This is a genomic window from Streptomyces sp. NPDC060232 (genome assembly GCF_042726555.1).
Taxonomy (GTDB): Bacteria; Actinomycetota; Actinomycetes; order Streptomycetales; family Streptomycetaceae; genus Streptomyces.
The window spans coordinates 74192-98608 of the sequence record NZ_JBHXAG010000022.1 but is presented as its reverse complement, the minus strand read 5'-3'; the positions used below and the strand labels follow the sequence as shown (position 1 = coordinate 98608).

Sequence of the window (24417 nt, the reverse complement as noted above, 5' to 3'; positions counted from 1 at the left end):
CGCGGACACCACGACCGGCACGACCGGCACGACCGGCACGACCGGCACGACGGGCACGACGAGGACGACGCGCACGACGACCCGCGGGAGACCGCGCGGCGGAAACGGGGGACCAGACGATGACGATGCGGAGAACGGCACTGGCGGCAGCGGTGACCGCGCTCACCCTCCTGACCACGTGGGGAGGCGCCCACAGCGCCACCGCGGCCCCCACCGCCCCGGCCCCGAAGACGGCGAACGCGGCGAACGCGGCAGGCACCTGCGCCGTCCTCGCCCCCGGAGCCTCCGCGGTGGCCGAGAAGGCCGTGGCAGCCGCGTGCGAACAGATCGGCGTCTGGTACACCTGGGGCGGCGGCCACGGACCACAGCCCGGGCCGACCTACGGCCAGGTCGACCCGAGCGACCCCGACAGCGCACACGACCCCGAGCGGCTCGGCTTCGACTGCTCGGGACTGGTCCGCTACGCCTATGCCCGCGCGGCCGGCGGCGACCCGCTGACCGGCAACGCCTACCACCAGTTCCACTCGCCGCAGGTGCAACAGCGCTTCACCGCCGCCCAGGCGACCGGCCCGCTGCTCCCGGGCGACCTCCTGGCCTGGGGTTCCGGGGGCTCCATCCACCACATCGCGATCTACCTCGGCGCGGGAAAGATGGTCGAGGCCCGCGAATCGGGCACCCGGATCACCGTCAGCGACGTACGCCTGGGCGGCGACTACGCGGGAGCGGTCCGCATCGCCCCGCCGGCGGCCGCACCCGGCACGTTCAGCACCTGGGGCACGGACGTGTGGACCCACAAGGAGCCGTCCACCACCAGCCCGCGGGTACACAAGTTCCCCGGCCCGACCACGGTGCGCATCGAGTGCCAGAAGCACGCCGAACCGGTGACCGCCGAGGGCTACACCAACGACGCCTGGTCCTACCTGCCCGAGTACGGGGCCTGGATCACCAACATCTACATCAAGGGCGCGGCCTGGCTGGACGGCGTACGCACCTGCCCCTGAACACCCCTGAACACCATCCGTCCGCACACCCGCCACCCCGGCTCCCGCCCCCGGGACAGGGAGCCTTCCGAGGAGGAGACATGTACGCAGCCAGGAAGATCGCCCTGGGCCTCGCCACCGTCGCACTGGCGGCCGGCACGGCCACCGTCACCGGGCCCGCCGCCGCGACGCCCGCCGCCGGCCGGAGCGCCGCCGCCGAATGCGGTGTCCGCGCCGACGGCAAACTGTGGTGCGGCAACCGGGTCGGCGCCAAGGGCTACGAGCACCGCCGCTACAACTCCGCGGTGCGCGGGCCGCTGAACACCAGCCCCAGCTGGTTCCAGTGCTGGGGCCGCGGCGACCAGCACGCCGGCGGCAACAACGTCTGGTACTGGACCCAGCTGGACAACGGCCAGTGGGGCAACGTCGCCGCCGTGGACGTCCACACCTCCGTCGACCCCGCGCCGGGCCTGCGCGAGTGCTGACCTGACACCTCCTGAAACGACGGGCCGGGGGCCCTCACCGGCGAGCTTGGTGAGAGCCCCCGGCCCGCCTCCCGTCCGGCGGCCCTCCCGGCGCGGGGCCCGGCGTTCACCCCCCGCCGCCGCGGACCGAGGGCCCCGGTCCCGGCCCGCCCACCGTGACAGCCCTGCCCCCCGGCCCGGTGGCACCGCCGACGGCGGACGGCCGTACCGTGCGCATCCGCACGTACGCGTACACGCAGCCGGCCAGGGCCAGGTCCGACAGCAGCATGAACCCGATCGAGTAGGAGCCCTTGGCGCTGTGGACGGCGCCCATGACCAGGGGCGGTACGAAACCGCCCAGGCCGCCGACCGCACCGACGATGCCGGTGACGCTGCCGACCTGCGCCTGCGGAGTCACCTGGGAGACCAGGGCGAACACGCTGCCGCTGGCCGTGCCGAGCCCGGCCGCGATGCACAGCAGGCAGACGGTGCCGACCGGGACCAGGGGCGGATCGAAGGCCTGGACGATGGCGAGGAGGGCCACGAACCCCAGGGCAGCCGCCGTCACCACGGCGGGGTGGACGCGGTCGGCCAGCCAGCCGCCGAACGGCCGGGCGACCACGGTCAGCAGCGCGAACCCGGCGGCCTTGGTCCCCGCATCGGTCGGCGGCAACCCGTACCCGCTCTTGAGATACGTCGGCAGGTACACCCCGAAGGCGACGATCCCGCCGAACCCGATCGCGTACAGGGCGGACAGCTCCCAGGTCACCCGCAGCCGCCCGGCCGCGGCGAGCCGCTGCCCGAGCGACTCGGTCGGCAGGGGCCGGTCCGGCCGGTCCCGGAGCAGCAGCGCCGCCAGCACGGCGTACACGGCCAGCGCGACCGCCACCACCACGAAGGGCAGATGCTCGCCGCGCTGCGCCATGCGCGGGGTGAAGTAGCCGGAGAGCGCCACCCCGCCCATCCCCATGCCGAACACCCCGAGCGCGAACCCGCGCCGGGCCGGCGGGAACCAGGAGTTGACCAGCGGCACCCCGATGGCGAACGTCGTGCCGGCCAGCCCCAGCAGGAAGCCGACGGCCAGCGTCGCCACGTAGGAGTCACGGGTGGGAATCAGCAGCACCACCGGCACCACGGTGAGCGCGGACACCAGGGGGAACATCCGCCGGGCCCCGTAGCGGTCGGTGAGCGCACCGACCGGGACCCGGCCCAGGGCGCCGACCAGCACGGGTACCGCGACCAGCAGCGACTGCTGGACCGAGGTCAGGTCGAGCCGGTCACGGTAGTCGCTGCCCAGCGGGGCGATCAGGTTCCAGGCCCAGAAGGTGAGGGTGAAACCGACCGTGGCCACGATCAGGTTCCGCCAGGCGGCAGGTGCTGGGGCATCGGCTCTCTCCACAGCGCCACGCTAGGGACAGGGCCCGGCGGCGGCGCGCTGAACTGGGCTGTCCGGACCCACCAGAACCGCCGCCGCCTCCGTCTGCGCCGCCGGCCCGCAGGACGCGCTCCCCGTCGTGGCGGCCACCGCCGTCCCCGGTCTCGAACTGGTACCCCAGACCGCCCTGGATACTGCCCCGTACGGGCGCAGACCGTAGCTCCGCTCCGGTACGAACACCTCCTCGGGGCGGCCGGACCACAAGGCCCGCCTCCCGGCGTTGTGGCCGGGGCCGGTGGACCAGCTCACCAGGAACTGCCCGCCCGCGTAGTGCACGACGTGGCGGACGGCGTCCTCGGGCAGCGCGAACCCGGTCACGGCGCGGACGGAACCGGGCGGTGGGAGTAGCAGCGGGTGTAGCGGGCGAGCCAGGCGGCCGGGCCGCCCTCCGGGCGGAAGCGGCACGACAAGATCCGTCATCCGATCCTGCCACGCCCCTGCGACACCCCCGCCGGACAGGCGCCGGCGCGAACCCCCGCGGCGGGACCGCCCGGTGCGCGGGCAGCGGACCGGCGGGTCGGCCGTGGCCCCTCACCTCAGGGCGAAGAGCAGGTTGGCCGAGTTGTAGTAGTTGGGCAGGTGGACCATCTGCGAGCCCGGACGCGGCGGGTCGGCCTTCGGCCAGTTCCGCGGGCCCAGCACGTGGTCGGCGTAGTCGCTGTGCGCCACCCTGGGCACGAACCAGACGCGGTAGGTGCCCGGTCGTGCATCCGGCTCGAACCGCCACAACTGCGTGGCGCGGTCCGCGCCCGTCCGGCAGGCACGCAGGGCGACTTCGGCGAGGTTCCCGCCGCCGGTGGATCCTTCGAGGCAGGTGCCGGTGCCGGCGTTGCGGAGTTGGAAGGTGCTCTGCTGGGCGGGGAGCCGCTGCCATGCCTGGGCGGGCTTTCCGGTGCACTTCTCCAGCTGCAACGGGCCCGTCGAACCGGCGCCGAGGCCGACGCACAGCCCCGAGGCCACGTTGACCAGGGCGGTGCCGCCGCCACCCGGCGAGGGCGACGCCGCACCGGGCGCGGCGGAGGCACCGGCCGCAGCCGGCGCGGAGGGGGAGGGCAGCGGCGCGGCGGTGGCGGATATCGCTGGGCCGATGGCCACGATCGGAGCGATCTCCGGGAGGGCGCCCTGCGGCGGCGCGGCCGTGGCGGCGGGGGCGGGGGCGGGGGAGGGGCCGGGCCTGTCGTCGCCGGGGTGGGCCGGCAGCAGGGCGACGACGGTGGCCGCCGTCCCCGCGACGGCTGCCGCAGCGGCCCACTTGACGCCGCCGGCCTTCGCTCCCAGCTGCGTCCCGCTCACGGTGGCCGCGGCGAGTTGCGTGCCGTTCCCGCCCAGGGCCGAAAGGAAGGAGGCGGGGTTCCACAGCAGGATCCCGCCCAGCAGCAGCACGCCCAGACGGCTGTTGACGTCCCGCAGGTCGCGTTCGGCACGGGCGCAGCCGTCGCACGCCTGGAGGTGGCGGCCCAGGTCCCGCGTGCGGCGCTTGCCCGGCCGGCTCAGCACGGCGGCGATCTGCCCCCCGTAGTGGCGGCACTCCTCACTCGCACTCTGGTCCAGATGGGCGCGCACGTACGCCTCCCGCAGGCCCTCCCGTGCGCGCGCGACCAGCGAGCCGACGCCACTCGCCGAGATCCCCAGGCGACCGGCCGTCTCGGCCGCCGGCTCGTGTTCGACCACGGAGTGCCACAGCACGGCCTGCCAGCGCTCCGGCAGCGACCGGTAGGCACGCAGGACCAGCGACCCCTCTTCCGCGGAGAGGACGGCGTCCTCGGCATCGTGGCCGTCGGAGAGGCCGGCGGCCCACTCCTCGAAGTCGTCGGACAGCCGCGTACGGGCGCCCTCCCGCGCCCAGGCAGCCGCCAGCCGGCGCACGCAGGTCAGCAGGTACGGCCGCCAGGCATGCTCGGGTCCGGCACCCCAGGCGACGGCCCGGTAGGTCCGGGCGAAGGCCTCTGCGGCGAGGTCCTGGGCGGTGGCCAGGTCCCGGCAGCAGGTACGGGCGTAGGCGAGCACCGAGGGATGGTGACGGGTGAAGATCTCCCCCATCACGTCGCTGACCCCCGTGTCGGGTTCCGAGGTGTACTCACGCAGCAGGGCGCAGAGCTCCCCGTCGCTGAGGCTTCGCAGATGCTGTTGGCGGGCAGTGCCCGGAGTGCTCAACACGTGCTCCCGTGTGGATTCCTGATGACCCGGAGGTGGTTGTGGGTGAGGGCGGGACGGTACCGCCCGACCGGAATCCGCTCAAGTGTGCGGGCCCCTGCCGGGCTGCGGGGAACCGGCCGCCGGCAGGTCACGGCAGCCGCGGAACCGCCCGGACCGCCTTTCCGGCGCCGCGGGGGGCCAGGCGCTGTGGGGGCGTTCGGCGCGTGTCGACCGGCTGCGGAGGCAAGCCGGCTGCGACATGGCATGCCTCCCGCGGGCGATGGTGCACCGGGTCGACGCGCGCCGCGCCGTGGGAGGCCGGCTGATGCGCGACCGGGGCGGGCGAGCGGCGGACCGTGCCGCTCGCCCCGGACCGGATGAGCCCCCGACCTGTGGTGCGTTCCGCCCGGACGCGTCAGGGCTTCTGGGCGAGGGCCTTCAGTGCTGTGCGGGCGCCGGCGTTCAGGGGGACGGGGGCGACGGCGTCGGCCTTGGCGGGCTCGATCTCCTTCGCCGCCGCGTTCACCTTCTCCAGATCGCTCCTCTTCCCGTACAGCAGGGTGACGATCTTCTCGGCGAGTTCCGGGTCGAAGCCCTTCTTGACGAGCAGGACGTTCGGCACCGCGATCGTGGGGACGTCCTGCGGCTGGTGGTAGACGGCCGCGGGGATGGAGGCCTTCTGGTAGACGTCGCCGTACTGCTGGTTCAGCGACGGCAGTTGCGCGGTGACGTCCAGGAAGCGGACCTCGTCCTTGAGGCTGGTGGTGAGGTCGGTGATGCCGCCGGTGGGCAGGCCCCCGGACCAGAAGAGCGCGTGCACGGTGCCGTCCTTCATCGCGTCCACCGACTCCGCAAGGCCCAGACGCTCGGCCGTGACGTCCGTGGCGGGGTTCAGGCCGGCGGCCTTCAGCACCCGCTGGGCGATGACCTCGGTGCCGGAGCCGGGCGCCCCGGTGGAGACCCGCTTGCCCTTCATGTCCTGGAGGGAGTTGATACCGGAGTCCGCCCGGACCAGGACCTGGGTGTAGTTGGGGTAGAGCCGGGTCAGGGCCTCGATCTGCTGCGGGGAGGAGAACGACTCCTTGCCGTTGACCGCGTCGCCGGCGGTGTCCGCCAGGGAGAAGGCGATGTCGTAGGTGCCGGCCCCCAGGCCCTGGATGTTCTGCACCGACGCACCGGTGGTGGTGGCGGTGGCCCGGTAGCCGTCGAGGTCGTCGGAGATCAGCTTCGCGAGGCCGCCACCGATCTGGTAGTAGACGCCGGTGGTGGGGCCGGTCGCGATCGTGAGGCGTCCTCCCTTCCCGTTGCCGGCGCCCGCCTTCCCGGTCTGTTTCCCGCCGCCGCAGGCGGTGACGGCCAGAGCGGTGACGAGGGCGGCGACGGCCAGGCGCGAGGCCCGGATCCGGTACTTCATAGTCGTCCTTCCGTGAGGGTGGGCGCCGTGCAGACCTCATCGGCGGTCGCAGGCGCACGGCTGGGATGCCGGCGGAGCACGAGATGCACCCCGACCGCGCAGGCGAGTGCCACGAGACCGGCGGTGATCGCGACAGGTTCGAGATAGAGCAGGCAGAGCGCGGCGACGGCGCACAGCGTCCGCTCCACGGGCCCTGCCGGGCCGACGATCCGGCCACCGGTGGCCGCGGCCAGCGCCGCGACCGCCAGCGCGGACACCGCAGTGGTCCACACGATGCCCGACAGGCTCCCCGTGCCCAGGAGTTGCCCGCCGTTGTCGGTGAGCACGAACGCGAACGGCACCAGGAACGCCGGCAGGGAGTACTTCCAGGTCGCCACCATGGTCCGCATCGGATTGCCGCCGGTGACGGCGGCGGCGGCCGCCGCCGCCAGCGCCGTCGGCGGGCTCACCTCCGACAGCACCGCGTAGTAGAAGATGAACATGTACGCCTCGTGGGTGGCCACCCCCAGCGAGAGCAGCGCCGGCGCGATGATCACGGCGGCGATGATGAAGGAAGCGGTGACGGGAACCGCGAGGCCCAGGAGGGACACCGACAGCGCCGCGAAGAGGACCGTCACGACCAGTTGCACCGTGGCGTTGTCGCCGAACACCGCGGCCGCGTCGACGATGACCGAGGCCAGGTTCAGACCGAGCCCGGTCTGGGTGACGACGGCGACGATGATGCCCGCGGCGGCACAGGTGGCCACCACCGGCAGCACGGACCTGATGCCCTCGACGAGCGCCGCGTACAGCCGGCGTGGCGTCATCCTGTGCCGGGCGTCGAGGAAGGACAGCAGGAACTGCAGGACCGTCGCGTAGGCCACCGCCTTGAACGGGGGCAGCCCCACCGCCATGAAACCGACGATCATGAAAAGGGACAGGAAGTGGTAGCCGAACCGGCCCAGCAGCCGCAGCGCCGACGTGCCCCGCTCCCCGACCACGGGCCGCGTCCGGTGCTTGCGGGAGTCGATCTCCACCGCCAGGAGGATGCCCAGGTAGTACAGGAGCGTGGGCACCAGCGCGTACAGCAGGACGGTGAGGTAACTCTGCCTCAGGTAGTCGGCGATGATGAACGCCGCGGCGCCCAGGGTGGGCGGGGAGAGGATCGCGCCGATCCCCGCGGCGGCGAGGACCCCGCCGCCCTGTTCCCTGCTGTAGCCGGCCCGGCGCAGGACCGGCCAGGCCACCGACCCCAGGCTGACGGCGGTGGCCGTGCCGGAACCGGAGACGGTGCCGAGGAGGAAACCGGCCGCTGTCACGGTGCGGCCGGGCGCACTGCGCGAGCCGCGGAACGCCGCGAAGGACAGGTCGATGAAGAACTTCCCCGCGCCGGAAGCCTCCAGGACCGCACCGAAGATGGTGAACAGGACGATGTAGGTGGCGGCCACGTTCAGCGGCACGCCGTACACGCCGTCGGTGCCCATGAAGAAGTGGGCGGCGATCGCGTCGACGTCGAAGCCGCCGTGCGCCAGTGACCAGTCGTAGGGCAGCAGCCCCCCGTAGTGCGCGTAGAGGAGGAACGCCGCACAGAACGCCGGCAGGATCCAGCCGGTGGTGCGGCGGCAGGCCTCCAGGACGAGCACGATGAGCACGATCCCGGCCACCACGTCGAGGGAGGTGGGCAGCTGCCGCCGCTCGATGAAGGCGTCGAACTCCAGCAGCGGATACACGCACACGGCGATCGCCGACACGGCGAGCAGCCAGTCCCACCACCCGGGGTCGTCCCGGCGAGCGGCCCCCTCGGCGGCCCCGCGGCCACGACGCCACGGCAGCAGCACCGCCGGCACCCGCACGGTCCCGCGATGGGTCAGGAAGACCAGCGGAAGCGTCGCGGCGAGGAAGACCGTCAGGTAGTACTGGCCGCCCTTGGCCACCGGGAAGAAGACCACCCAGAACGCGAACACCGACATCGCGGCGCACACCGCGGACACCGGCCCCGACACCCGGGGCGAGAGCCTGCGGGCCGGCCGTTCCTGCTCGAACTCGGCCACCAGCTCCTCGGCTGTGCGCTGCCTCGGCTCGGAAGGCGACTGCGCCATGCTCATCTCTGCCACCCCGGGGTCGGTGCCTGCCTCTGCCCTTCGACGGTGGCAGTCGTGACGAGCCGGAAACAGAGAATGCCCATGGTCTTAACCTGGGTTTAGGGTTCTCGCGCGGCGGGCGCTCCTCGCGCTGTGGCCGGAAAGGTTCACCGGTCCGTGCCGGGCGCTGTGACCCGGTGAACGACTGCGGTCACAGCACTAGGCTCGTGCCGTTCCTGCGGCCCCGGTCCGCGTGCCCCCCAGGGCACGGGCCCGGCGTATGAGGATCCGGGAGACGGTGTGCGCATCCTGCTGGTGGAGGACGACGACCGCGTGGCGGACGCCCTGGCGGGCGCCCTGCGCCGCAACGGCTACGAGGTGCGGCGCGCGGCCAACGCCGCCGACGCCCTGGCCGCGCCCGCCGTCGACCTGGTCCTCCTCGACCTGGGCCTGCCCGACCGGGACGGCATCGAGGTCTGCCGGGAACTACGGGCCCGCGACGCAGTCCCGGTGATCGCGGTGACCGCCCGGGGAGCCGAACCCGACCGTGTACGGGGCCTGCGCAGCGGCGCCGACGACTACGTGGTGAAACCGTTCGGGACCGCCGAGTTGCTGGCCCGGATCGAGGCGGTCCTGCGCCGCAGCGTGAGCCAGCGCGCCCACGACCACCGGATCCTGAACCTGGGCGGCCTCACCATCTGCCTCGGGCAGCGCACCGTCACCCTGGACGGGCGTCCCATCCCCCTGACCCGCAAGGAATTCGACATCCTCGCCGTACTGGTGCGCGCCGGCGGCGCCGCCGTACCCCGCGAGCGCATCCTCGTGGAGGTGTGGCAGTCGACCTACGACGGCATGTCACGCACCCTCGACGTCCATGTGGCCACCCTGCGCGGCAAACTCGGGCCGGCGGGAGCCATGGTGCGCACCGTACGCGGCTTCGGGTACCGGCTCGTCACCACTGCCGACACCACTGCCGTCACCGCTCCTGACACCGCTGCCGTCACCGCTGCCGGCGCGGCGCCGGGCCCGGCCGAGCCGGCCACGCCGGCCGACGGCTGAGGAGACACCGGATGCGCCGCCGGCTCCTCGTCATCGTCTTCGCCCTGGTGGCGGGCCTGATCACCGCACTCAGCCTGCCCCTGGTCCGGGCCACCGCCGAGCGCACGATCCAGACCTCGTTCATCGGACGCGTCGAGGACGGCGCCTGGTTCGCCGACATGGCCGCCACCGCCCTGGAAACAGGACGCACCGGACGGCTGAAAGCCGCCGCCGAACGCTACGCCGAGCTCTACGACTCACAGGTCGCGGTGGTCGACGCGGACAGCGAGACCGTCCTCGCACCCACCCCCGTCGACCTCACGGAACCGCACACACGGTCAGCGCTGCTCCAGGCCCTCGCGGACCGGCCCGCACAGCGGCCCGGCGTGGTGTGGCCGTGGGACGACCGCCCCTTCGTCCTGGCCGAGCCCGTCAAACGCGACGGCCGGATCCTCGGCGCCGTACTGATCATCTCGCCCACCGACCGCGTACGATCCGAGATCGCCGACCACCTGACCCTCCTCGTACTCGCAAGCCTGGCCGCCCTCGCCGCCATGCTCGTCGCGATCGCCGCTCCGGTCGTCCGCTGGGTCCTGCACCCGGTACACGACCTGGACCGGGCCACCCACGAGGTCGCCTCGGGGCAGTTGAAGACACGGGTCTCGGAACGGGCCGGCGCACCGGAACTGCGCCGCCTCGCCTACAGCTTCAACGTGATGGCGGACAGCATGCACGCCTCCCGGGAGCAGCAGCGGGCGTTCGTGGCCCAGGCCTCCCACCAGCTCCGCAACCCGCTGACCGCGCTGCGGCTCCGGGTGGAGAACCTCGAAGAGTTCGTCACCGACGCCCGCGGCCTGCGCGAACTGAACTTCGCCGTGGAGGAGACCGGCCGGTTCGGCGAGATCCTCGACGGCCTGCTCCGGATGGCCAGAGCCGAGGCGTCCGAGGCGGAACGCACGCCCGTCGACGTCTCGGCGGTCGTCGCGCACCGGGTCGATGCCTGGCAGGCGGCCTTCGACGCCAGGAACGTACCGCTCACGACACGGATTCCCGACGGGGTCGGCGCACTGTCCCTGCCCGACTGCCTCGACCACGCACTGGACACCCTGCTCGACAACGCGCTCAAGTTCGGCGACGGCACCCCGGTGACCGTGACCGTGACCGTCACCCGGCCCCCGCACGGGGACGGCGCCGACGGGCCGGACACCGCGGTGGAGGTGACGGTACGGGACGGGGGCCGCGGACTGACCGACGAGGAACTCGCCCTCGCGGGCGGCCGGTTCTGGCGCAGCACACGACACCAGAACGTCCCCGGCAACGGCCTCGGCCTCGCCCTCACCCGGATGCTGGCGCAGGCGGGCGGCGGCGAACTGCACCTGGCAGCAGCCGATCCGCACGGTCTGGCCGCGACGGTCCGGCTGCCGGCCGCCCCCGCCCCCCAGGCCGGCGCACCCCGGCCCTGAAGCATCAGGGATGCGACTGGCGATACCAGCGGGCGGCACCCGGGTGCAGGTCCAGCGGATGGCTGGCGATCGCGGTGCGGCGGTCCAGACGGCGGGCCTCCGGATGGGCGCCTATCAACTGCGGCTGCCCCTCGAACAGCAGCCGGGTCAGCCAGTACGCCTGCGCGTCCGGCATGTCCTGCCGCACCACCAGGAAGTTCGGCACGCTCACCGTGGTCACCGCGCTCTGCGCGCCGTAGACAACGGCGGGCACCGTGGTCTGGGTGTACAGCTCGCCGTAGTCCCGGGTCAGCGGCGGGACCACCTCGGCGAGGTCCACCAGACGGATCGGGGTCGACCCGCGCAACTCGGTGATCGCTGCGGTGGGCAGGCCCCCGCTCCAGAAGAACGCGTCGATGCGCCCCTCGGCGAGAGCACGCGTCGACTCACGGACATCGAGCCGCTGCGTGCTCACGTCCTCGTCCCGCGAGAGCCCGGCGACCTTCAGAATGCGTTCGGCGATCAGGGTGGTTCCAGAGCCCTCGGAGCCCACCGAGACCCGCGCCCCGCGCAGCTCCTTCACGCTGCGGACGGGGCTGTCCGCGCGGACCACGAGTTGCACGTGGTTGTCGTAGAGCGCCGCGAGGGCCACCACGGGCGACCGCCCGGAGAAGGGCGGGCGCCCGGCGACCGCGTCCGCGGCCGAATCCGCGAGGGCGAACGCCACCTGCGCCTTCCCCTGGTCCACCAGAGCCAGGTTCTCCACGCTGCCACCGGTGTGCAGCGCCCGGCCGGACACGTCCGGCAGGCGCTCGATGAGGCCCGCGTAACCGGCGCCGTACTCCGCGTAGACACCGCCCTGGTTGCCGGTGGCCACCGTGATCACCCCGGACAGGCGGGCCGGCTCGTCGGCGCCGGTGCACCCTGCGAGCGGCACCGCGAGGGCCAAGGCGGCGCCGAGGAGGAGGCGTGCCAACCGCATGGACACCTCCTGCGACGTGGAGGACGGCTCGCCCTGCCGGCTCGTCTTTTCCGGCCGGCCCGTACGAGGGGGCCGGACCACGCGGTCAGCCTATCCGCGCGGCGGACGCCGGCTGGCTCCGGCGTCCAAGGCCGGCCGCGGGGGGCGCCGGGCCGTGACCGGCGACCCGGTACGGCCGGCCGCCGGACCCGCAGCGCTAGACTTGCAGAGTTATGCAATTTGCAAGTTCTGGATTTGGTGGACGGGGGTCGGGGTGTGTCCGGGTTCGAGGAAGCGGCACGGGAACGTGTCCGTAGGGCACGGGCCCGTCTCCAGGCTGCGCGGGAGACCCGCGATGCCTTCGAGGAGGCGCAGGCCGCGGAGGAACTGGAGGACGCCCTGCGGATGGCCCGCGATCACGGCGTGGCCACCGGCGGGGACGGCCGATGAAGCCTGTAGCGCAACCGGCTCCCGCGAGGCCTCGGTGACAGCCGGGCCGGACCCCGCAATGCCGGCCGTCCGCTTCACCCTGCCGGGGGGCACACCATGACCAGCGGCGGCCACGGGGCGGGGCGGCTGTATGAGATCACCTACCTCGGCGCGGGCCCCGAGCAGGCTGCCCGTACGGTCGAGGCCGGGGAGGTCGCGGCCGTCATCGCGTACGCCGACGAGCACGGCATGCAGGTTCTGGTCCGCCCCCACCACCCACCCGCACCATCGACCCGAGACGGAAGCACACCATGACGGCTGACACCTCCGCCGAAGAGTCGGCGGACCACGAGAAGTGGAAGGAGAAGGGCGTCGCGATGCGTGCCTTCTTCTACATCTTCGGTACGCACGCGTTCGCCGGGTTCATCTGGCTGCTGTTCTACCTGGGCCAGCACGCCCAGAAGTGACCACGATGAGGGCCAGGCCGACGGGGGTTGCGCGGGAGGGCGCGGCCGCCACACGGGGGGCGGGCCCGCGCAGGGCCGGCACCCTCCGCCGTGGAGCCGGCCCCTCTTCTACCGGGTGCGGCTGGCTCGGAGGTCGGCCAGGAGTTCGGCCTGGCCCTCCAGCACCCCGGAGAGGATGCCGCGGGCGACCGCCAGGAGCTCGGCGATCTGCGAGTCGGTCAGCGAGTAGTACACGTTCGAGCCCTCCCGGCGGGTGGCCACCAGGTTGGCCTTGCGCAGGACGGCCAACTGCTGGGAGAGGCTGGCAGCCTCCACCCCGACCTCCGGCAGCATCTCGGCGACCGCGTGTTCGCGCACCGACAGCAGCTCCAGGACGCGGATGCGGACCGGGTGCCCCAGCGTTTTGAAGAACTCCGACTTCAGCTGGTACAGCGGCGTGCTCGCCTGCGTAGCCCTGCCCTGACTGCCCATCTCATCCACCCGGAACCGCTCCTTCGTGGGGCATCCGTTCGCCCCTCCTCACACCTGTGACCTCCACAATTGCAGATCCCTGCAACTCGCGGGACCGTGCGGGCGCCCTTCGAGGCGCGCGGCCGGCCGCCCGCGGGCCGGCCCCTTCCGCGGAAATCGGGTCTCCAGGCCCTCTCCCTGCTCTCGCAGGGAGAGCAGGGGGAGCAGGGGGAGCAGGGGGAGCAGGGGGCCGGTCTCAGGCGAGGGCGGGTTCCCCGGGAGCCTGCGGGGCGGGCCAGTCATCGGTGCTCCAGTACTTGCCCGTGCCCTGCGCCCCGTGGGCGGCCAGGGCGGCGCCGAGGTCGCAGTGGACCGGGACGGGCGGGCAGGTGGCGTCCGGGACGAGGGAGCCGTCCGCGGGGATCGCCGCGAGTTCGAGGCGGCGCCCGTTCTCGGCGAGGCGACGGGCGGCCTGGGCGACGGCGATCTGCCCGCCGGCGGACCAGCCCAGCAGCCCCGTCAGGTCGAGGATGACCGGGCCGGTGCCCCGGGCCAGCGCCCAGCCGATCGCGCCGGTGAACCGGTCGGTGGCGTCCGCGCCGAGATACCCGGCCAGGGACAGCACGCCCAGCTCCTGGCCGGTGGTGTAGCGCCATTCAATCGTCATCGTCATGTCCTCGGCTTGTCGGTGGTCTCGCGGGCGGTGCGGACGGCCGTGCCCATGGCCGGCACGTCCGGCACATGCCGGTGGGGCGTCGTCTGGGCCGGCCCGCTCACCGGCTCGCCTCTGTCACGGTGCGGGCCAGGCGGAACCCGGACACCTGCTGCGGGTGCAGGCGCAGCAGGGTGTCGTGCGGGCCGTGGGCCCAGCCGGGCAGGGTGCGCTGGTAGTGGGCGGCCTCGTCCGGGTCCGAGATGACGTCCGCCGGGCCGTGGGCGCTGACCGTCCAGCCGGTCCCGGCCGGGCTGCGGATCTCATCCACCTGGTAGGTCAGCATCGCCCGGCCGGGGACGGCCGCGGCCTGCACGGGGGCGCGGACGACGAGGCGCCCGTACTCCATCACGTGGGCGGCGGGCCGGACGACGGCCAGGTCCCGCTGGACGTAGACGAGTCGGCCCTGGGCGGAGCCTTCGAGGAGCCACAGGGCCTCGGTGCCGGAAACCTCAAGCAGGATGCGGCGGTCGGCGGGGACGGTCATCGTGCGGCCTTCCGGAAACGGTGCGGTCGGTGTTCGAGCGGGAGCAGGCCCGCCTGCTCCAGGTGTTCGCGGGCGCCGGCGATCGCCTCCGGGGTGGTGGCGTACTCGCGGCCCTGCGGGCGCAGCAGCTCCAGGGCGCCGACGGCGTCGAGGGCCTGGCGCTGGCCGGGCCGGATACCGGAGGCGAGGACGGCGATGCCGCGCCGGTTCAGCTTCTCCACCGCGTCCTTGAGGACGAGTGCGCCGGTGGCGTCCAGGGCGGTCACCCTCGACATGCGCAGGATGACCACCCTGACGTCGCAGACCTCGGAGAGTTCCAGGAGGAAGCGGTGGGCGGCGGCGAAGAAGAGGGGCCCGTCGATGCGGTAGGCGACGATGTGCTCGGCCAGCAGGGCGTGCTCCTCGTCGCTGTGCTCGCCGGGCAGGTCCGGGCGGAGGTCGACCTGCTCCATCCGGGCCTGGCTCGCCACCGCCTTCAAGGCCAGGGCGCCCGCGACGACCAGACCGATGATCACCGCGTATACGAGGTCGAGGGCCAGGGTGGCCGCGGCGGTGAGGACGAGCACGGCGGCGTCGGAGCGGGTCGCCTTCGCCATCGCGCGCAGGGAGCCGACCTCCACCATGCGGATCGCGGTCGCCAGCAGCACGCCGGCCAGCGCGGCGAGGGGGATCTTCGAGACCAGGGGCGCCGCGGCGAACACGATCACCGCGAGGACGGCGGCATGGGTGAGTGCGGCCAGGCGGGAGGAGGCGCCGCTGCGGACGTTGACAGCCGTGCGCGCGATGGCGGCGGTGGCGGGGACGCCGCCGAACAGAGGGGCGGCCAGGTTGGCGATGCCCTGCCCGAACAGCTCCTTGTCCGGGTCGTGCTGCTGCCCCACCGTCATCCCGTCCGCGACCGTCGCCGACAGCAGGGACTCCAGCGCGGCGAGTGCCGCGACTGCGACCGCCGGGGCGAGCAGTGAGCCGAGGGCGGAGGCGTCGAGGAAGGCGAGGGAGGGGGCGGGGAGCCCGGAGGGCAGGTCCCCGATCGGGGCCGCCGCGTCCAGGTGGAAGACCTGTGCGACCACGGTGGCCGCGATCACCGCGACGATCGAGAACGGGATCGCCGGCTTCCACCGGGCACCCGCCAGCATCACCGCCGCGACCCCGGCCGAGAGGCCGATCGCGGACCAGTTCGGGAACGCCAGCCACTCCACGAGCGCCTGCCACGCCACCGGCACGACCTTCTCACCCTCGGGCTTGTCGACCCCGAGTGCGTTGGGTATCTGCTGGAGGCCGATGACGCAGGCGATCCCGAGGGTGAACCCCTCCACCACCGGCGCCGGCACGTACCGCATGTACTGCCCGGCCCGCAGCAGCGCGAGGCCGATCAGGAGCACGCCGGCCATCAGGCCGACGGTCAGGACACCGCCGGGCCCGTACCGGGCGACGATCGGCACCAGGACCACGGTCATCGCACCGGTCGGACCGGACACCTGGAGGTTCGACCCGCCCAGCAGCGCGGCGAGCGCGCCGGCGACCACAGCGGTGGCGAGTCCCGCCTCGGCGCCGAGCCCGGAGGAGACACCGAAGCCGAGCGCGAGGGGAAGCGCGACGATCGCCACGGTCAGCCCGGCCAGGAGGTCCCGGCGGGGACTGCGCCCCATCGCCGCGAAGTCGGCCCGGTCCGGCAGCACCGAGCAGACCCGCCCGAGCGCGGAAGCCAGGAAGGCGTGCACGCTCACGAGGCCGCAGCCTCGGACTCGCGCAGCTCTTCCAGCAGCTCGCTCTGCCCGGTCAGGACCTCGGTCAGGATCCGCCGTGCCGCCGCCATCAACTGCGCGACGTCCCCGCCCGCCAGCTCGTAGACGACCGTCGCGCCGTTACGGGTCGAGGTGACGATCCCCGAACGGCGCAGGACCGCGAGCTGCTGCGACAGCGCGGACGGCTCGACCTCGATCGCCGCCAGCAGGCTCCGCACCGGCATCGGACCGTCCTGCAGCAGCTCCAGAACCCTTATCCGCACCGGGTGCCCGAGCATCCTGAAGAACTCGGCCTTGGCCTGGTACAGCGGAACCGGCACGGTCTCGCACCCTTCTTCACCACCCCGAGCGGGGCACACGCCTGGCGCTGTGCCCGCGGCTACCTGCGAACACAGCCATCATTAGCATCTATGAAATTGCAGACTTCTGCAATTTGCAGATTGCCTGAACCCGGCTGCGTGAAGTGGCCAGGCGGCCGACTGCGGCGGCCCGGCGCCCGCACACGCTCGACACCGCAGCCTCCAGCGGCGCGGTAGGCGGGAATCTCCCCCCTACAAGGGGGGAGGATGTCAAAAGCCGTGGTCGGGGTGGCCGGGCGTGCGCCGGCGCTCCTTCAGACGCGCCTCGTGCAGATGGTCGCGGCCTCTGCCCAGCTGGGCGATGATGTCCTGCTCGATCACGGCGAAAGGCCTGTAGTAGGTTTCGTTGTACGCCTCGACGATCTGGAAGGTCCAGTGCCCGGGGATGACGTTCCGGCCGAGGACCTCCTGCTCCACCAGGCGCGCCTGCGCCTCGTGGCCCGCTTCCCGCAGCAGCCTGACGGCGTCGTCCAGCTGGAAGTCCGCGGTTCCCGTCAGCTGGTGGAATCCGTACAGGTGCCCTCGGGCCCGCTCGGTCGTCTCCAGGGCCTTGGAGAGGGCGCCCAGTGCGGCGACGGTCTTCTCGCTGACCCCGTCGGGTACCTGGTGCGCATCGTCCGGTGACTCGTTCACCCGCACCATTGAGCCCCACGATGCGGCAGAGGGGCGGACGACACCACCTACACCCCCGTCCCCTTTGCCGCTATAGCTCCGTTTGGGAGGCAGGGCATGGGGTCACACGTGTATCGCCCGGCTCCTGCGTCCTGGAGATGTGATGCCCGAGAAGAACCCGTTGAAAGCCGTGACCGACAAGATCGCCGACGCCGTGCAGGGGGGAGGGGCCGAGCACGGTCCCGAGGAGGGGATCCCGGGCAAGCCGGCCTCCACGTCCCCGCAGCTGACCGAGCCGGTCCAGCCTGTCGAGCCGCTGCCGCCGAAGGCCGACCAGAGGGGCCCGGAGACCGTCAGCCCCACCGGGCAGCCCACCGGCGACGAGCAGGCCCGGACGGCACAGAGCGGCGCGTACCTCACCACCGCCCAGGGCACGCGGCTCCACGACACCGACCACTCGCTCAAGGCCGGCCCGCGCGGACCGGTGCTGCTGCAGGACCACCACCTGCGCGAGAAGCTCATGCACTTCGACCACGAGCGCATCCCCGAGCGCGTGGTCCACGCCCGCGGCGCGGCCGCGCACGGCGTCTTCCAGTCCTACGGCACCGGCGCGGCCGTCTCGAAGGCGGCGTTCCTCGCCGCCGACGCCGAGACGCCCGTGTTCGTACGGTTCTCCACCGTGCTCGGCTCCCGCGGCTCGGCCGACACGGTGCGCGACACCCGCGGCTTCGCCACGAAGTTCTACACCGAGGAAGGCGTCTTCGACCTGGTCGGGAACAACATCCCGGTCTTCTTCATCCAGGACGCGATCAAGTTCCCCGACATCATCCACGCCGGCAAACCGCACCCCGACCGGGAGATCCCGCAGGCGCAGAGCGCCCACGACACCTTCTGGGACTTCGTCTCCCTGCACACCGAAGCCACCCACCACACACTGTGGAACATGTCCGACCGCGGCATCCCCCGCTCCTACCGCATGATGGAGGGCTTCGGCGTCCACACCTTCCGCCTGGTCAACGCCCAGGGCGCCACCACGCTGGTGAAATTCCACTGGAAGCCCCGACTGGGCGTGCACTCCCTGGTGTGGGAGGAGGCCCAGATCCTCGGAGGTGTCGATCCCGACTTCCACCGGCGCGACCTGGCCGACGCCATCGAGTCGGGCGCGTACCCGCAGTGGGAACTGGGGATCCAGACCTTCCCCGACACCCCGGAGCAGACGTTCGAAGGCATCGACCTCCTCGACCCGACGAAGATCGTTCCCGAAGAGCTGGCACCGGTGAAGCCGCTCGGCCTGCTGACCCTGAACGCTAACCCGTCGAACTTCTTCGCCGAGACCGAACAGGTCGCCTTCCACACCGGCCACCTCGTCCCCGGCATCGACCCGACCGACGACCCGCTGCTGGCCGGGCGCATGTTCTCCTACCTCGACACCCAGATCACCCGGCTCGGCGGCCCCAACTTCCCCCAGCTGCCTGTCAACCGCACCCACGCGCCCGTCAACGACATGCTCCGCGACGGCATGCACCAGAGCGCCGTGCACCGCGGCGTGGCGCCGTACCACCCCAACAGCCTCGACGGCGGCTGCCCCTTCCTCGCCGGCGCCGACACCGGCGCCTTCATCGAGGTCCCCGTCGAACTCCCGGCCGCACGCAAGGTCCGCGAGGCACCCGCCTCCTTCGACGACCACTTCTCCCAACCACGGCTGTTCTGGCTGAGCATGAACGCGGTGGAACGCGAACACATCATCGCCGCCTACACCTTCGAACTGTCCAAGTGCTACGAGCAGACCGTCAAGGAACGGGTCCTGCAGACGCTGGCCAACATCGACGGCCGGCTGTGCGCCGAGGTCGCCGCCGGGCTGGGACTGCCCGCACCGGCCGCCACCGAACCGCTCGTGGACGCCCACCCCAGCCCGCGCCTGTCCCAGATCGGACAGACCTGGCCGCTGGACGGGCGGACCATCGCCATCGTCACCGATGCGGCCGGCGACCTGGCCGGCGTGGCCGAGGTCCGCCAGGCCGTCCTCGACGCGGGCATGGTGCCGCTGGTGGTCGCCCCCGTCGGCGGACGCCTGGCCGGCGACGCAGGCCCGGTCACCGTGCAGCGCACCTACGCGGCCGCACGATCCGTCGAGTTCGACGCACTGCTGTTCGCCGGCGTGCCCGCAGCGGGAGCGGACGCCTACGGCGCCCGCGACGCGAAGGCCGGCGACCCCCGGCCCGCCGCCGCCGACCCACGCGTCCTGGCGCTGCTCGCCGAGGCGTACCGGCACGGCAAGGCCGTCGGAGGCTGGAACGGCGCGGAGCACCTCTTCGAAGCAGCCGGCATCCACAACGCAGAGGCAGGCGTCGTCCTCGCCGACGACGGCCCGGCCGCTCTGCGCCGGCTCACCGAACAGATGGGGACCCACCGCGTCTGGGCCCGCTTCCCCGCCCCGGCCGCCTGACCCCCGGCACCGCACCGCACGGCACCGGCCGGCCGGTGCCGTGCGGAACCCCTGCCGGCGTGCCCATGGAAGCTGGACTCTCCCACGGTGGGAGAGTCCACCATGGCGGCGTGCGCAACGAACTTCTCACCATCGGGCGCTTCGCCCGCCTGTGCCGCCTCAGCGTGAAGCAGCTACGGCACTACGACGACATGGGGCTGCTGGCTCCGATCCGCGTGGACGCCGGCTCCGGCTACCGCTACTACGCACCCGAACAGGCGCGCGATGCCCTGACCATCGCCCTGCTGCGCGAAATGGATCTCCCCCTGGCCGTGATCGCCCAGGCACTGGCCGCCGGGCCTGAGCGCAGGGCCGGGATCATGCGCGCCGAGCGGGACCGGCTGGCCGAGCGGATCAGCAGGGACCAAGCCCGGCTGGAGCTGCTGGAGCGGCTGGCCCAGGGCGGTCTGCCCGGCTACGAGGTGCGCCTGGGCAGAGAGCCGGAGCGACGGCTGGCGGTGGCGCGAGCGGTCTGTACCCCCGCGGAGATCGGAACCAGGGTCGAAGAGTGCGCAGGCCGACTGCTGCCCGTGCTCGGCAGGACGGGAACCGCATGGGAGCCGCCGCTGTGGGGCCTGTACCCGCTGGACCTGGAAGAGCGGATGGAGATCTCCGTCGGAGCGCAGACCCCGCAGGAGGAAGACATGCCCGGCCTGGAATTCGAGGTGCTGCCCGGCGGACTCGTTGCCGAGACCATGCACATCGGGCCCTACACACAACTGCCTTTGGCCTACCACGCACTCTTCGCCGCCATCCACGAGCGCGGACTGCGCCCGCAAGCACCCGTACGCGAGGCGTACCTCGTCGGACCGGCACAGGCACCGCCAGAAGAACTGACGACCCGACTGATCATCCCCGTCCAGGAGAGCACGACATGACCACGGTCACAGACATCGATGCCCGCGGCATGCAGCACTGCGAGACGACAGCCCTGGGGGTGCTGCTGCGGCACCAAGGACTCGACCTGTCCGAGCCCATGCTGTTCGGCCTCGGCTCCGGTCTGTCCTTCATCTACTGGGACGGCAAGAACATGGGCTTCCCCTTCCTCGGGGGACGGGTCAGACCTTTCGACCTCACGAGAAACCTGGCCAGTAGGCTCGGACTGGAGCTCCTGATCCAGGAGACCACCTCCCCGCGCAAGGCATGGGACAACGCGGCGGCCGCTGTTGACGCCGGCCACCCCGTCGGACTCCAGCTCGACAGCCACCACCTCGACTACTTCGACTCGAAGATCCACTTCGGCGGCCACATCGTCGCCCTATACGGCTACGACGACCACAAGGCCTACCTGGTGGACACCGACCGGCAAGGCGGAGCAGTCGCCACCACCCTGGCCAGCCTCGCCCGGGCCAGAGCCGCGCCAGGCCCGATGACCGCCAAGCACCGCTCCTTCACCCTCACCGCTCCGAGAAACCTGCCCGCCCCCCATAAACAGATGGTCCCCGCCATCACCGCCTGCGCCGACGCCTTCCTCAACCCGCCCATCGCCAACCTCGGACACCGAGGCATCGAGAAGGCCGGCCGGCTGGTACGCACATGGCTCCAGCGCACCGGCAACCCACAACTGGACCTGCCGCAGGCCGCCCTTCTGATGGAGGAAGCCGGCACCGGTGGCGCCCTCTTCCGCAACCTCTACCGCGACTTCCTCGCCGAATGCACCGACCTGCTCGACAGCAACCACCTGCGCACCGGCCACACGCTGTACACCGAGGCAGCCACCCTGTGGACGCACGCAGCAGCCCTGATCAAGAAGGCCGGTGAAGCGGGCGATGCGCAGTGCCTCGTCCAGGCCGGCTCGGTCCTCGGCGACCTCTCCCGTATAGAGCGCGAGGCCATGCAGACGCTGAGCTGCCTGGAATGAGACCCAGGACTCGCCCAAGGCCTGCCTCCGACAGCCCTTGCCCCGCTTCTCGCCCCACACGCCGTAACCGCCGCACAAGGGCGCCGCGGCGCCGCCGCGGACCGGACGGGCCTACCCCGAAGCCCGCACGTCTCCAGCCCACCGCTCAGGGGCGGGGCTCAGGCGGACGCGCCCGGCCACCAGCCGGGCGCGTCGTCTCGCTCGGTCGTGCGGGCCCGCGGGCCGTCTCAGTTGCCGATGCCGGCGGTGCCGATGCCCGAGTTGCCGATGCCGTGGCTGCCGATGCCTGAGTTCGCGATGCCGGCGGTGCCCAGTCCCCAGTTGGCGATGCCGGCGTTTCCTACGCCGTGGTTGAAGGCACCGGCGTTTCCTACGCCGTCGTTGAAGACACCGGCGTTACCGACGCCGTGGTTGCCGATGCCTGAGCTGCCCACGCCGTCGGCGCCGGCCGTACCGACGCCGACGGCTGCCAGCACTGCCGCGCTGCCCAGCACGGTCGCCACACGAAGAAGAGTCGCACGCATCCTGGCATACCTCCTGCTTAGTGGATCTTTCCGCTCATATCCCTAACATGCGGTCAGACCGTACAGGGGGATGTCCGAATCTGGCGTGCCGTCCCGCCCCGGGCGAGTCGGCCGAGGGCTGACCGTCAGCTGATCGTGATCGATCTCGTCGGGACGCTCCGTACTCGGGACGCTCCGTACCCCGATCGGGGCGGTGAGCTGTGGTGGTGCAGGCGGCCGGAGGCCCCTTCACACCCGACGGCATCGACCCTGTCGCGAGACAGGCGCTGTGGTGAGCGATGTCGGGCGGGGGCCAGGGGTGGCGGTAGCCGTTGAGGTGGCTGCGGGCCGCGGCCTCGCTCGTACCGAGGGCGGTCGCCACCGCCTTGAACGGCACCTCGCGGGCGCCGAGCTCGCACGCCGCGTCCGCGCCGGTCTGGGCGACGACGTACCCGCAAGGCCGGCGGGAGCCTTCAACGCGACCAGCGGCTCCCTCGATGGCCGGGCCGTCGAGGTTGCCGTCCTCTGCCGGCATTCCGGTCAGCTCGTACTGGGTGTGACGGGTGCCGGCTGCGGCTGCCCGCCAGTGGAACGCTGCGGCGGCTTCCCGGTGACGCAGTCGGCGCCCGGTGTGCCCACTCAGCGGCTTCCACTGCCCCGGCCGGCCGTGAGCGCGCGCCCTGCACAGCAGCCCGCGAGGTTCCCGTGCGCGACGCCTGACCCCTCCCGACACCGGGACTCATTCGTTCGGGTGACGGGCCAATCCGCCTGATGGGTGCCGCCGAATGCCGCATGTGAGCAGCTTCCGCACCACCGTCACCCCGGCCGGCCTCGGGGCCCTGTCCGGCCTGCTGGCCGGGTTCGCCGCGCTGGCGGTGGCCGAGCTGATGGCCGCCCTGGTACGGCCCGCGTCCGGACCGGTGACGGTGGTCGGAGGCGCGGTCATCGACCGGGCCCCCGCATCGGCGAGGGACTTCGCGATCCGCACCTTCGGAGAGAACGACAGGCTCGCCCTCCAACTCGGCATCCTCGTCCTGCTGACCCTGTTCGCGATCGCCCTCGGCATCCTCGCCCTCCGCTACCGGCGGGCGGGGGCGGCCGGGGTGCTGCTGTTCGGGATCCTCGGCGGGGCCGCCGCCCTGAGCCGGCCCGACAGCGCCGGAGCCGCGGACGTCCTGCCCTCCGTGGCGGGCGCGGTGGCAGGCGCCGCGGTGCTCTACGTCCTGGCGGGCCAAGCCGACCGGGCCGGCTCGCCGAACAGGGCCCAGCGCAGCGGGGGCGGTTGGAGCCGGCGGAAGTTCCTCAACGCCGCTGCCGCCACCGCGGCCGCTGCCGCCACCGCCGGAGCACTGGGCCGCGTGCTGTCCGGAGAGCGGGGGCAGGGAGCCGTCGCCTCGCGCGACTCCCTCCGCCTGCCCGCCCCCGCCTCTCCTGCCCCCGTGGTTCCGGCCGGCGCCCAGCTGAAGGTGGACGGCATCAGCGCCTTCACCACACCCGTACGGGACTTCTATCGCGTCGACACCGCACTCGCCGTCCCCATGGTCGACGCCGGCACCTGGCGGCTGCGCCTCCACGGCCAGGGCGTCATCGGACCGCGCACCTACAGCCTCGACCAGCTCCTGGCCCGCCCGCTCATCGAGCGCGACATCACCTTGACCTGTGTCTCGAACGAGGTCGGCGGCCCCTACCTCGGCACCGCCCGCTGGCTCGGCGTCCCCCTGGCCGAGCTCCTTCGGGAAGCGGGGGTCCGACCGCCGTCCCAGGGCGGCACGGCCGACCAGCTGGTGGCCCGGTCCGTGGACGGGATGACCCTCGGCTCGCCGGTCGAGGACGTCATGGACGGCCGGGACGCGATGCTCGCCATCGGCATGAACGGGGAACCCCTGCCCTTCGACCACGGCTTCCCCGTCCGCATGCTCGTGCCGGGCCTGTACGGGTACGTGTCGGCCTGCAAGTGGATCACCGACATCGAGCTGACCACCTTCGACGCCTACGACCCGTACTGGGTGAAGCGGAAGTGGGCCCGCCGCGCGCCGATCAAGACCCAGTCCCGCATCGACACCCCCAAGGCCTTCGCCCGCCCCGCCGCCGGCCCCGTCGCCATCGCCGGCGTCGCCTGGGCCCAGCGCCGCGGCATCACCCGCGTCGAGATCCGCATCGACGACGGCCCCTGGAAGGACGCCGACCTCGCCGTCCAGGCGGGCTTGGACACCTGGCGGCAGTGGTCCTACCCGTGGCAGGCCACCCCCGGCGGACACACGATCACCGTCCGCGCCACCGACGGCACCGGCCAGATCCAGACCGAGCAACGGGCGCGGACGACCCCCGACGGGGCGAGCGGCTGGCACAGCGTCTTCGTCACCGTCCCCTAGACCCC

24 protein-coding genes are annotated in these 24417 nt (G+C 72.6%); 11 read left to right on the top strand and 13 right to left on the bottom strand.

Going from position 1 to position 24417, the window contains the following annotated elements; genetic code table 11:
* The first annotated feature begins 119 nt into the window (after window positions 1-119).
* Window positions 120-1001: a C40 family peptidase gene (locus ACFWFZ_RS27510; protein ID WP_387125660.1), complete on the top strand. Its 882-nt coding sequence runs from the start codon at window positions 120-122 to the stop codon at window positions 999-1001.
* A gap of 80 nt (window positions 1002-1081) precedes the next feature.
* Complete coding sequence (locus tag ACFWFZ_RS27505; protein WP_387125658.1) at window positions 1082-1465, top strand: hypothetical protein; 384 nt, start codon at window positions 1082-1084, stop codon at window positions 1463-1465.
* A 106-nt stretch (window positions 1466-1571) separates the two neighbouring features.
* Here the strand turns inward: ACFWFZ_RS27505 and ACFWFZ_RS27500 are convergent, their stop codons facing one another.
* The 5 genes from ACFWFZ_RS27500 to ACFWFZ_RS27480 form a co-directional block, all read right to left on the bottom strand.
* Complete coding sequence (locus ACFWFZ_RS27500; RefSeq protein WP_387125657.1) at window positions 1572-2843, bottom strand: nitrate/nitrite transporter; 1272 nt, start codon at window positions 2841-2843, stop codon at window positions 1572-1574.
* A 9-nt stretch (window positions 2844-2852) separates the two neighbouring features.
* Window positions 2853-3197, bottom strand: a complete 345-nt coding sequence (locus ACFWFZ_RS27495; protein WP_387125656.1) for a hypothetical protein — start codon at window positions 3195-3197, stop codon at window positions 2853-2855.
* 213 nt (window positions 3198-3410) lie between these two features.
* Window positions 3411-5036, bottom strand: coding sequence for a sigma-70 family RNA polymerase sigma factor (locus ACFWFZ_RS27490; protein WP_387125655.1), 1626 nt, complete (start codon window positions 5034-5036; stop codon window positions 3411-3413).
* Between the two features lie 394 nt (window positions 5037-5430).
* Window positions 5431-6429: a TAXI family TRAP transporter solute-binding subunit gene (locus ACFWFZ_RS27485; protein WP_387125654.1), complete on the bottom strand. Its 999-nt coding sequence runs from the start codon at window positions 6427-6429 to the stop codon at window positions 5431-5433.
* Window positions 6426-8513: a TRAP transporter permease gene (locus ACFWFZ_RS27480; protein ID WP_387125653.1), complete on the bottom strand. Its 2088-nt coding sequence runs from the start codon at window positions 8511-8513 to the stop codon at window positions 6426-6428. Before ACFWFZ_RS27480 ends, ACFWFZ_RS27485 begins: the two co-directional genes overlap by 4 nt.
* Window positions 8514-8789: 276 nt before the next feature.
* Between ACFWFZ_RS27480 and ACFWFZ_RS27475 the strand changes: the two genes are divergently transcribed.
* Entirely contained in the window at window positions 8790-9548 is a 759-nt protein-coding gene (locus ACFWFZ_RS27475) for a response regulator transcription factor (protein WP_387125652.1), read from the top strand.
* A gap of 11 nt (window positions 9549-9559) precedes the next feature.
* Window positions 9560-10990, top strand: coding sequence for an ATP-binding protein (locus ACFWFZ_RS27470; protein ID WP_387125651.1), 1431 nt, complete (start codon window positions 9560-9562; stop codon window positions 10988-10990).
* 4 nt (window positions 10991-10994) lie between these two features.
* Here ACFWFZ_RS27470 and ACFWFZ_RS27465 read toward each other — a convergent pair whose 3' ends face one another.
* The gene (locus ACFWFZ_RS27465) at window positions 10995-11951 is read right to left on the bottom strand and encodes a TAXI family TRAP transporter solute-binding subunit (protein ID WP_387125650.1); all 957 of its coding nucleotides are present in this window, start codon (window positions 11949-11951) and stop codon (window positions 10995-10997) included.
* Window positions 11952-12206: 255 nt separating this feature from the next.
* On the opposite strand from ACFWFZ_RS27465, the gene ACFWFZ_RS27460 reads away from it, so the two are divergent.
* The 3 genes from ACFWFZ_RS27460 (at window position 12207) to ACFWFZ_RS27450 (ending at window position 12826) form a co-directional block, all read left to right on the top strand.
* Window positions 12207-12380 (top strand): hypothetical protein, encoded by a 174-nt coding sequence (locus tag ACFWFZ_RS27460; RefSeq protein WP_387125649.1) that lies wholly within the window; start codon window positions 12207-12209, stop codon window positions 12378-12380.
* A 96-nt stretch (window positions 12381-12476) separates the two neighbouring features.
* Window positions 12477-12674, top strand: coding sequence for a hypothetical protein (locus ACFWFZ_RS27455; protein WP_387125648.1), 198 nt, complete (start codon window positions 12477-12479; stop codon window positions 12672-12674).
* Window positions 12671-12826 carry a DUF6126 family protein gene (locus tag ACFWFZ_RS27450; protein ID WP_387125647.1) on the top strand — a complete coding sequence of 52 codons (156 nt, stop codon included), beginning with the start codon at window positions 12671-12673 and terminating at the stop codon, window positions 12824-12826. The genes ACFWFZ_RS27455 and ACFWFZ_RS27450 overlap by 4 nt, the downstream gene beginning before the upstream one ends.
* Before the next feature lie 108 nt (window positions 12827-12934).
* On the opposite strand, the gene ACFWFZ_RS27445 is transcribed toward ACFWFZ_RS27450, so the two are convergent.
* From ACFWFZ_RS27445 to ACFWFZ_RS27420, 6 genes are all read right to left on the bottom strand, one after another.
* Window positions 12935-13297 carry an ArsR/SmtB family transcription factor gene (locus tag ACFWFZ_RS27445; protein WP_387125700.1) on the bottom strand — a complete coding sequence of 121 codons (363 nt, stop codon included), beginning with the start codon at window positions 13295-13297 and terminating at the stop codon, window positions 12935-12937.
* A 235-nt stretch (window positions 13298-13532) separates the two neighbouring features.
* Entirely contained in the window at window positions 13533-13943 is a 411-nt protein-coding gene (locus ACFWFZ_RS27440; protein WP_387125646.1) for an STAS domain-containing protein, read from the bottom strand.
* Between the two features lie 106 nt (window positions 13944-14049).
* Window positions 14050-14475 (bottom strand): pyridoxamine 5'-phosphate oxidase family protein, encoded by a 426-nt coding sequence (locus ACFWFZ_RS27435; protein ID WP_387125645.1) that lies wholly within the window; start codon window positions 14473-14475, stop codon window positions 14050-14052.
* Window positions 14472-16124 carry a SulP family inorganic anion transporter gene (locus ACFWFZ_RS27430; protein ID WP_387125699.1) on the bottom strand — a complete coding sequence of 551 codons (1653 nt, stop codon included), beginning with the start codon at window positions 16122-16124 and terminating at the stop codon, window positions 14472-14474. The genes ACFWFZ_RS27435 and ACFWFZ_RS27430 overlap by 4 nt, the downstream gene beginning before the upstream one ends.
* Before the next feature lie 74 nt (window positions 16125-16198).
* Complete coding sequence (locus ACFWFZ_RS27425; RefSeq protein ID WP_387125644.1) at window positions 16199-16540, bottom strand: ArsR/SmtB family transcription factor; 342 nt, start codon at window positions 16538-16540, stop codon at window positions 16199-16201.
* Between the two features lie 249 nt (window positions 16541-16789).
* A complete protein-coding gene (locus ACFWFZ_RS27420) occupies window positions 16790-17221 on the bottom strand; it encodes a hypothetical protein (protein ID WP_387125643.1) in 432 nt (143 codons plus the stop codon).
* Window positions 17222-17354: 133 nt separating this feature from the next.
* On the opposite strand from ACFWFZ_RS27420, the gene ACFWFZ_RS27415 reads away from it, so the two are divergent.
* The 3 genes from ACFWFZ_RS27415 (at window position 17355) to ACFWFZ_RS27405 (ending at window position 21537) form a co-directional block, all read left to right on the top strand.
* Window positions 17355-19637, top strand: a complete 2283-nt coding sequence (locus tag ACFWFZ_RS27415; protein ID WP_387125642.1) for a catalase — start codon at window positions 17355-17357, stop codon at window positions 19635-19637.
* Between the two features lie 110 nt (window positions 19638-19747).
* Window positions 19748-20554 carry a MerR family transcriptional regulator gene (locus ACFWFZ_RS27410; protein ID WP_387125641.1) on the top strand — a complete coding sequence of 269 codons (807 nt, stop codon included), beginning with the start codon at window positions 19748-19750 and terminating at the stop codon, window positions 20552-20554.
* A complete protein-coding gene (locus tag ACFWFZ_RS27405) occupies window positions 20551-21537 on the top strand; it encodes a BtrH N-terminal domain-containing protein (RefSeq protein WP_387125640.1) in 987 nt (328 codons plus the stop codon). Before ACFWFZ_RS27410 ends, ACFWFZ_RS27405 begins: the two co-directional genes overlap by 4 nt.
* Before the next feature lie 227 nt (window positions 21538-21764).
* Here the strand turns inward: ACFWFZ_RS27405 and ACFWFZ_RS27400 are convergent, their stop codons facing one another.
* Complete coding sequence (locus tag ACFWFZ_RS27400) at window positions 21765-22040, bottom strand: hypothetical protein (RefSeq protein WP_387125639.1); 276 nt, start codon at window positions 22038-22040, stop codon at window positions 21765-21767.
* Window positions 22041-22825: 785 nt separating this feature from the next.
* On the opposite strand from ACFWFZ_RS27400, the gene ACFWFZ_RS27395 reads away from it, so the two are divergent.
* Window positions 22826-24412, top strand: a complete 1587-nt coding sequence (locus ACFWFZ_RS27395; RefSeq protein ID WP_387125638.1) for a molybdopterin-dependent oxidoreductase — start codon at window positions 22826-22828, stop codon at window positions 24410-24412.
* The last annotated feature ends 5 nt before the right edge of the window (window positions 24413-24417 follow it).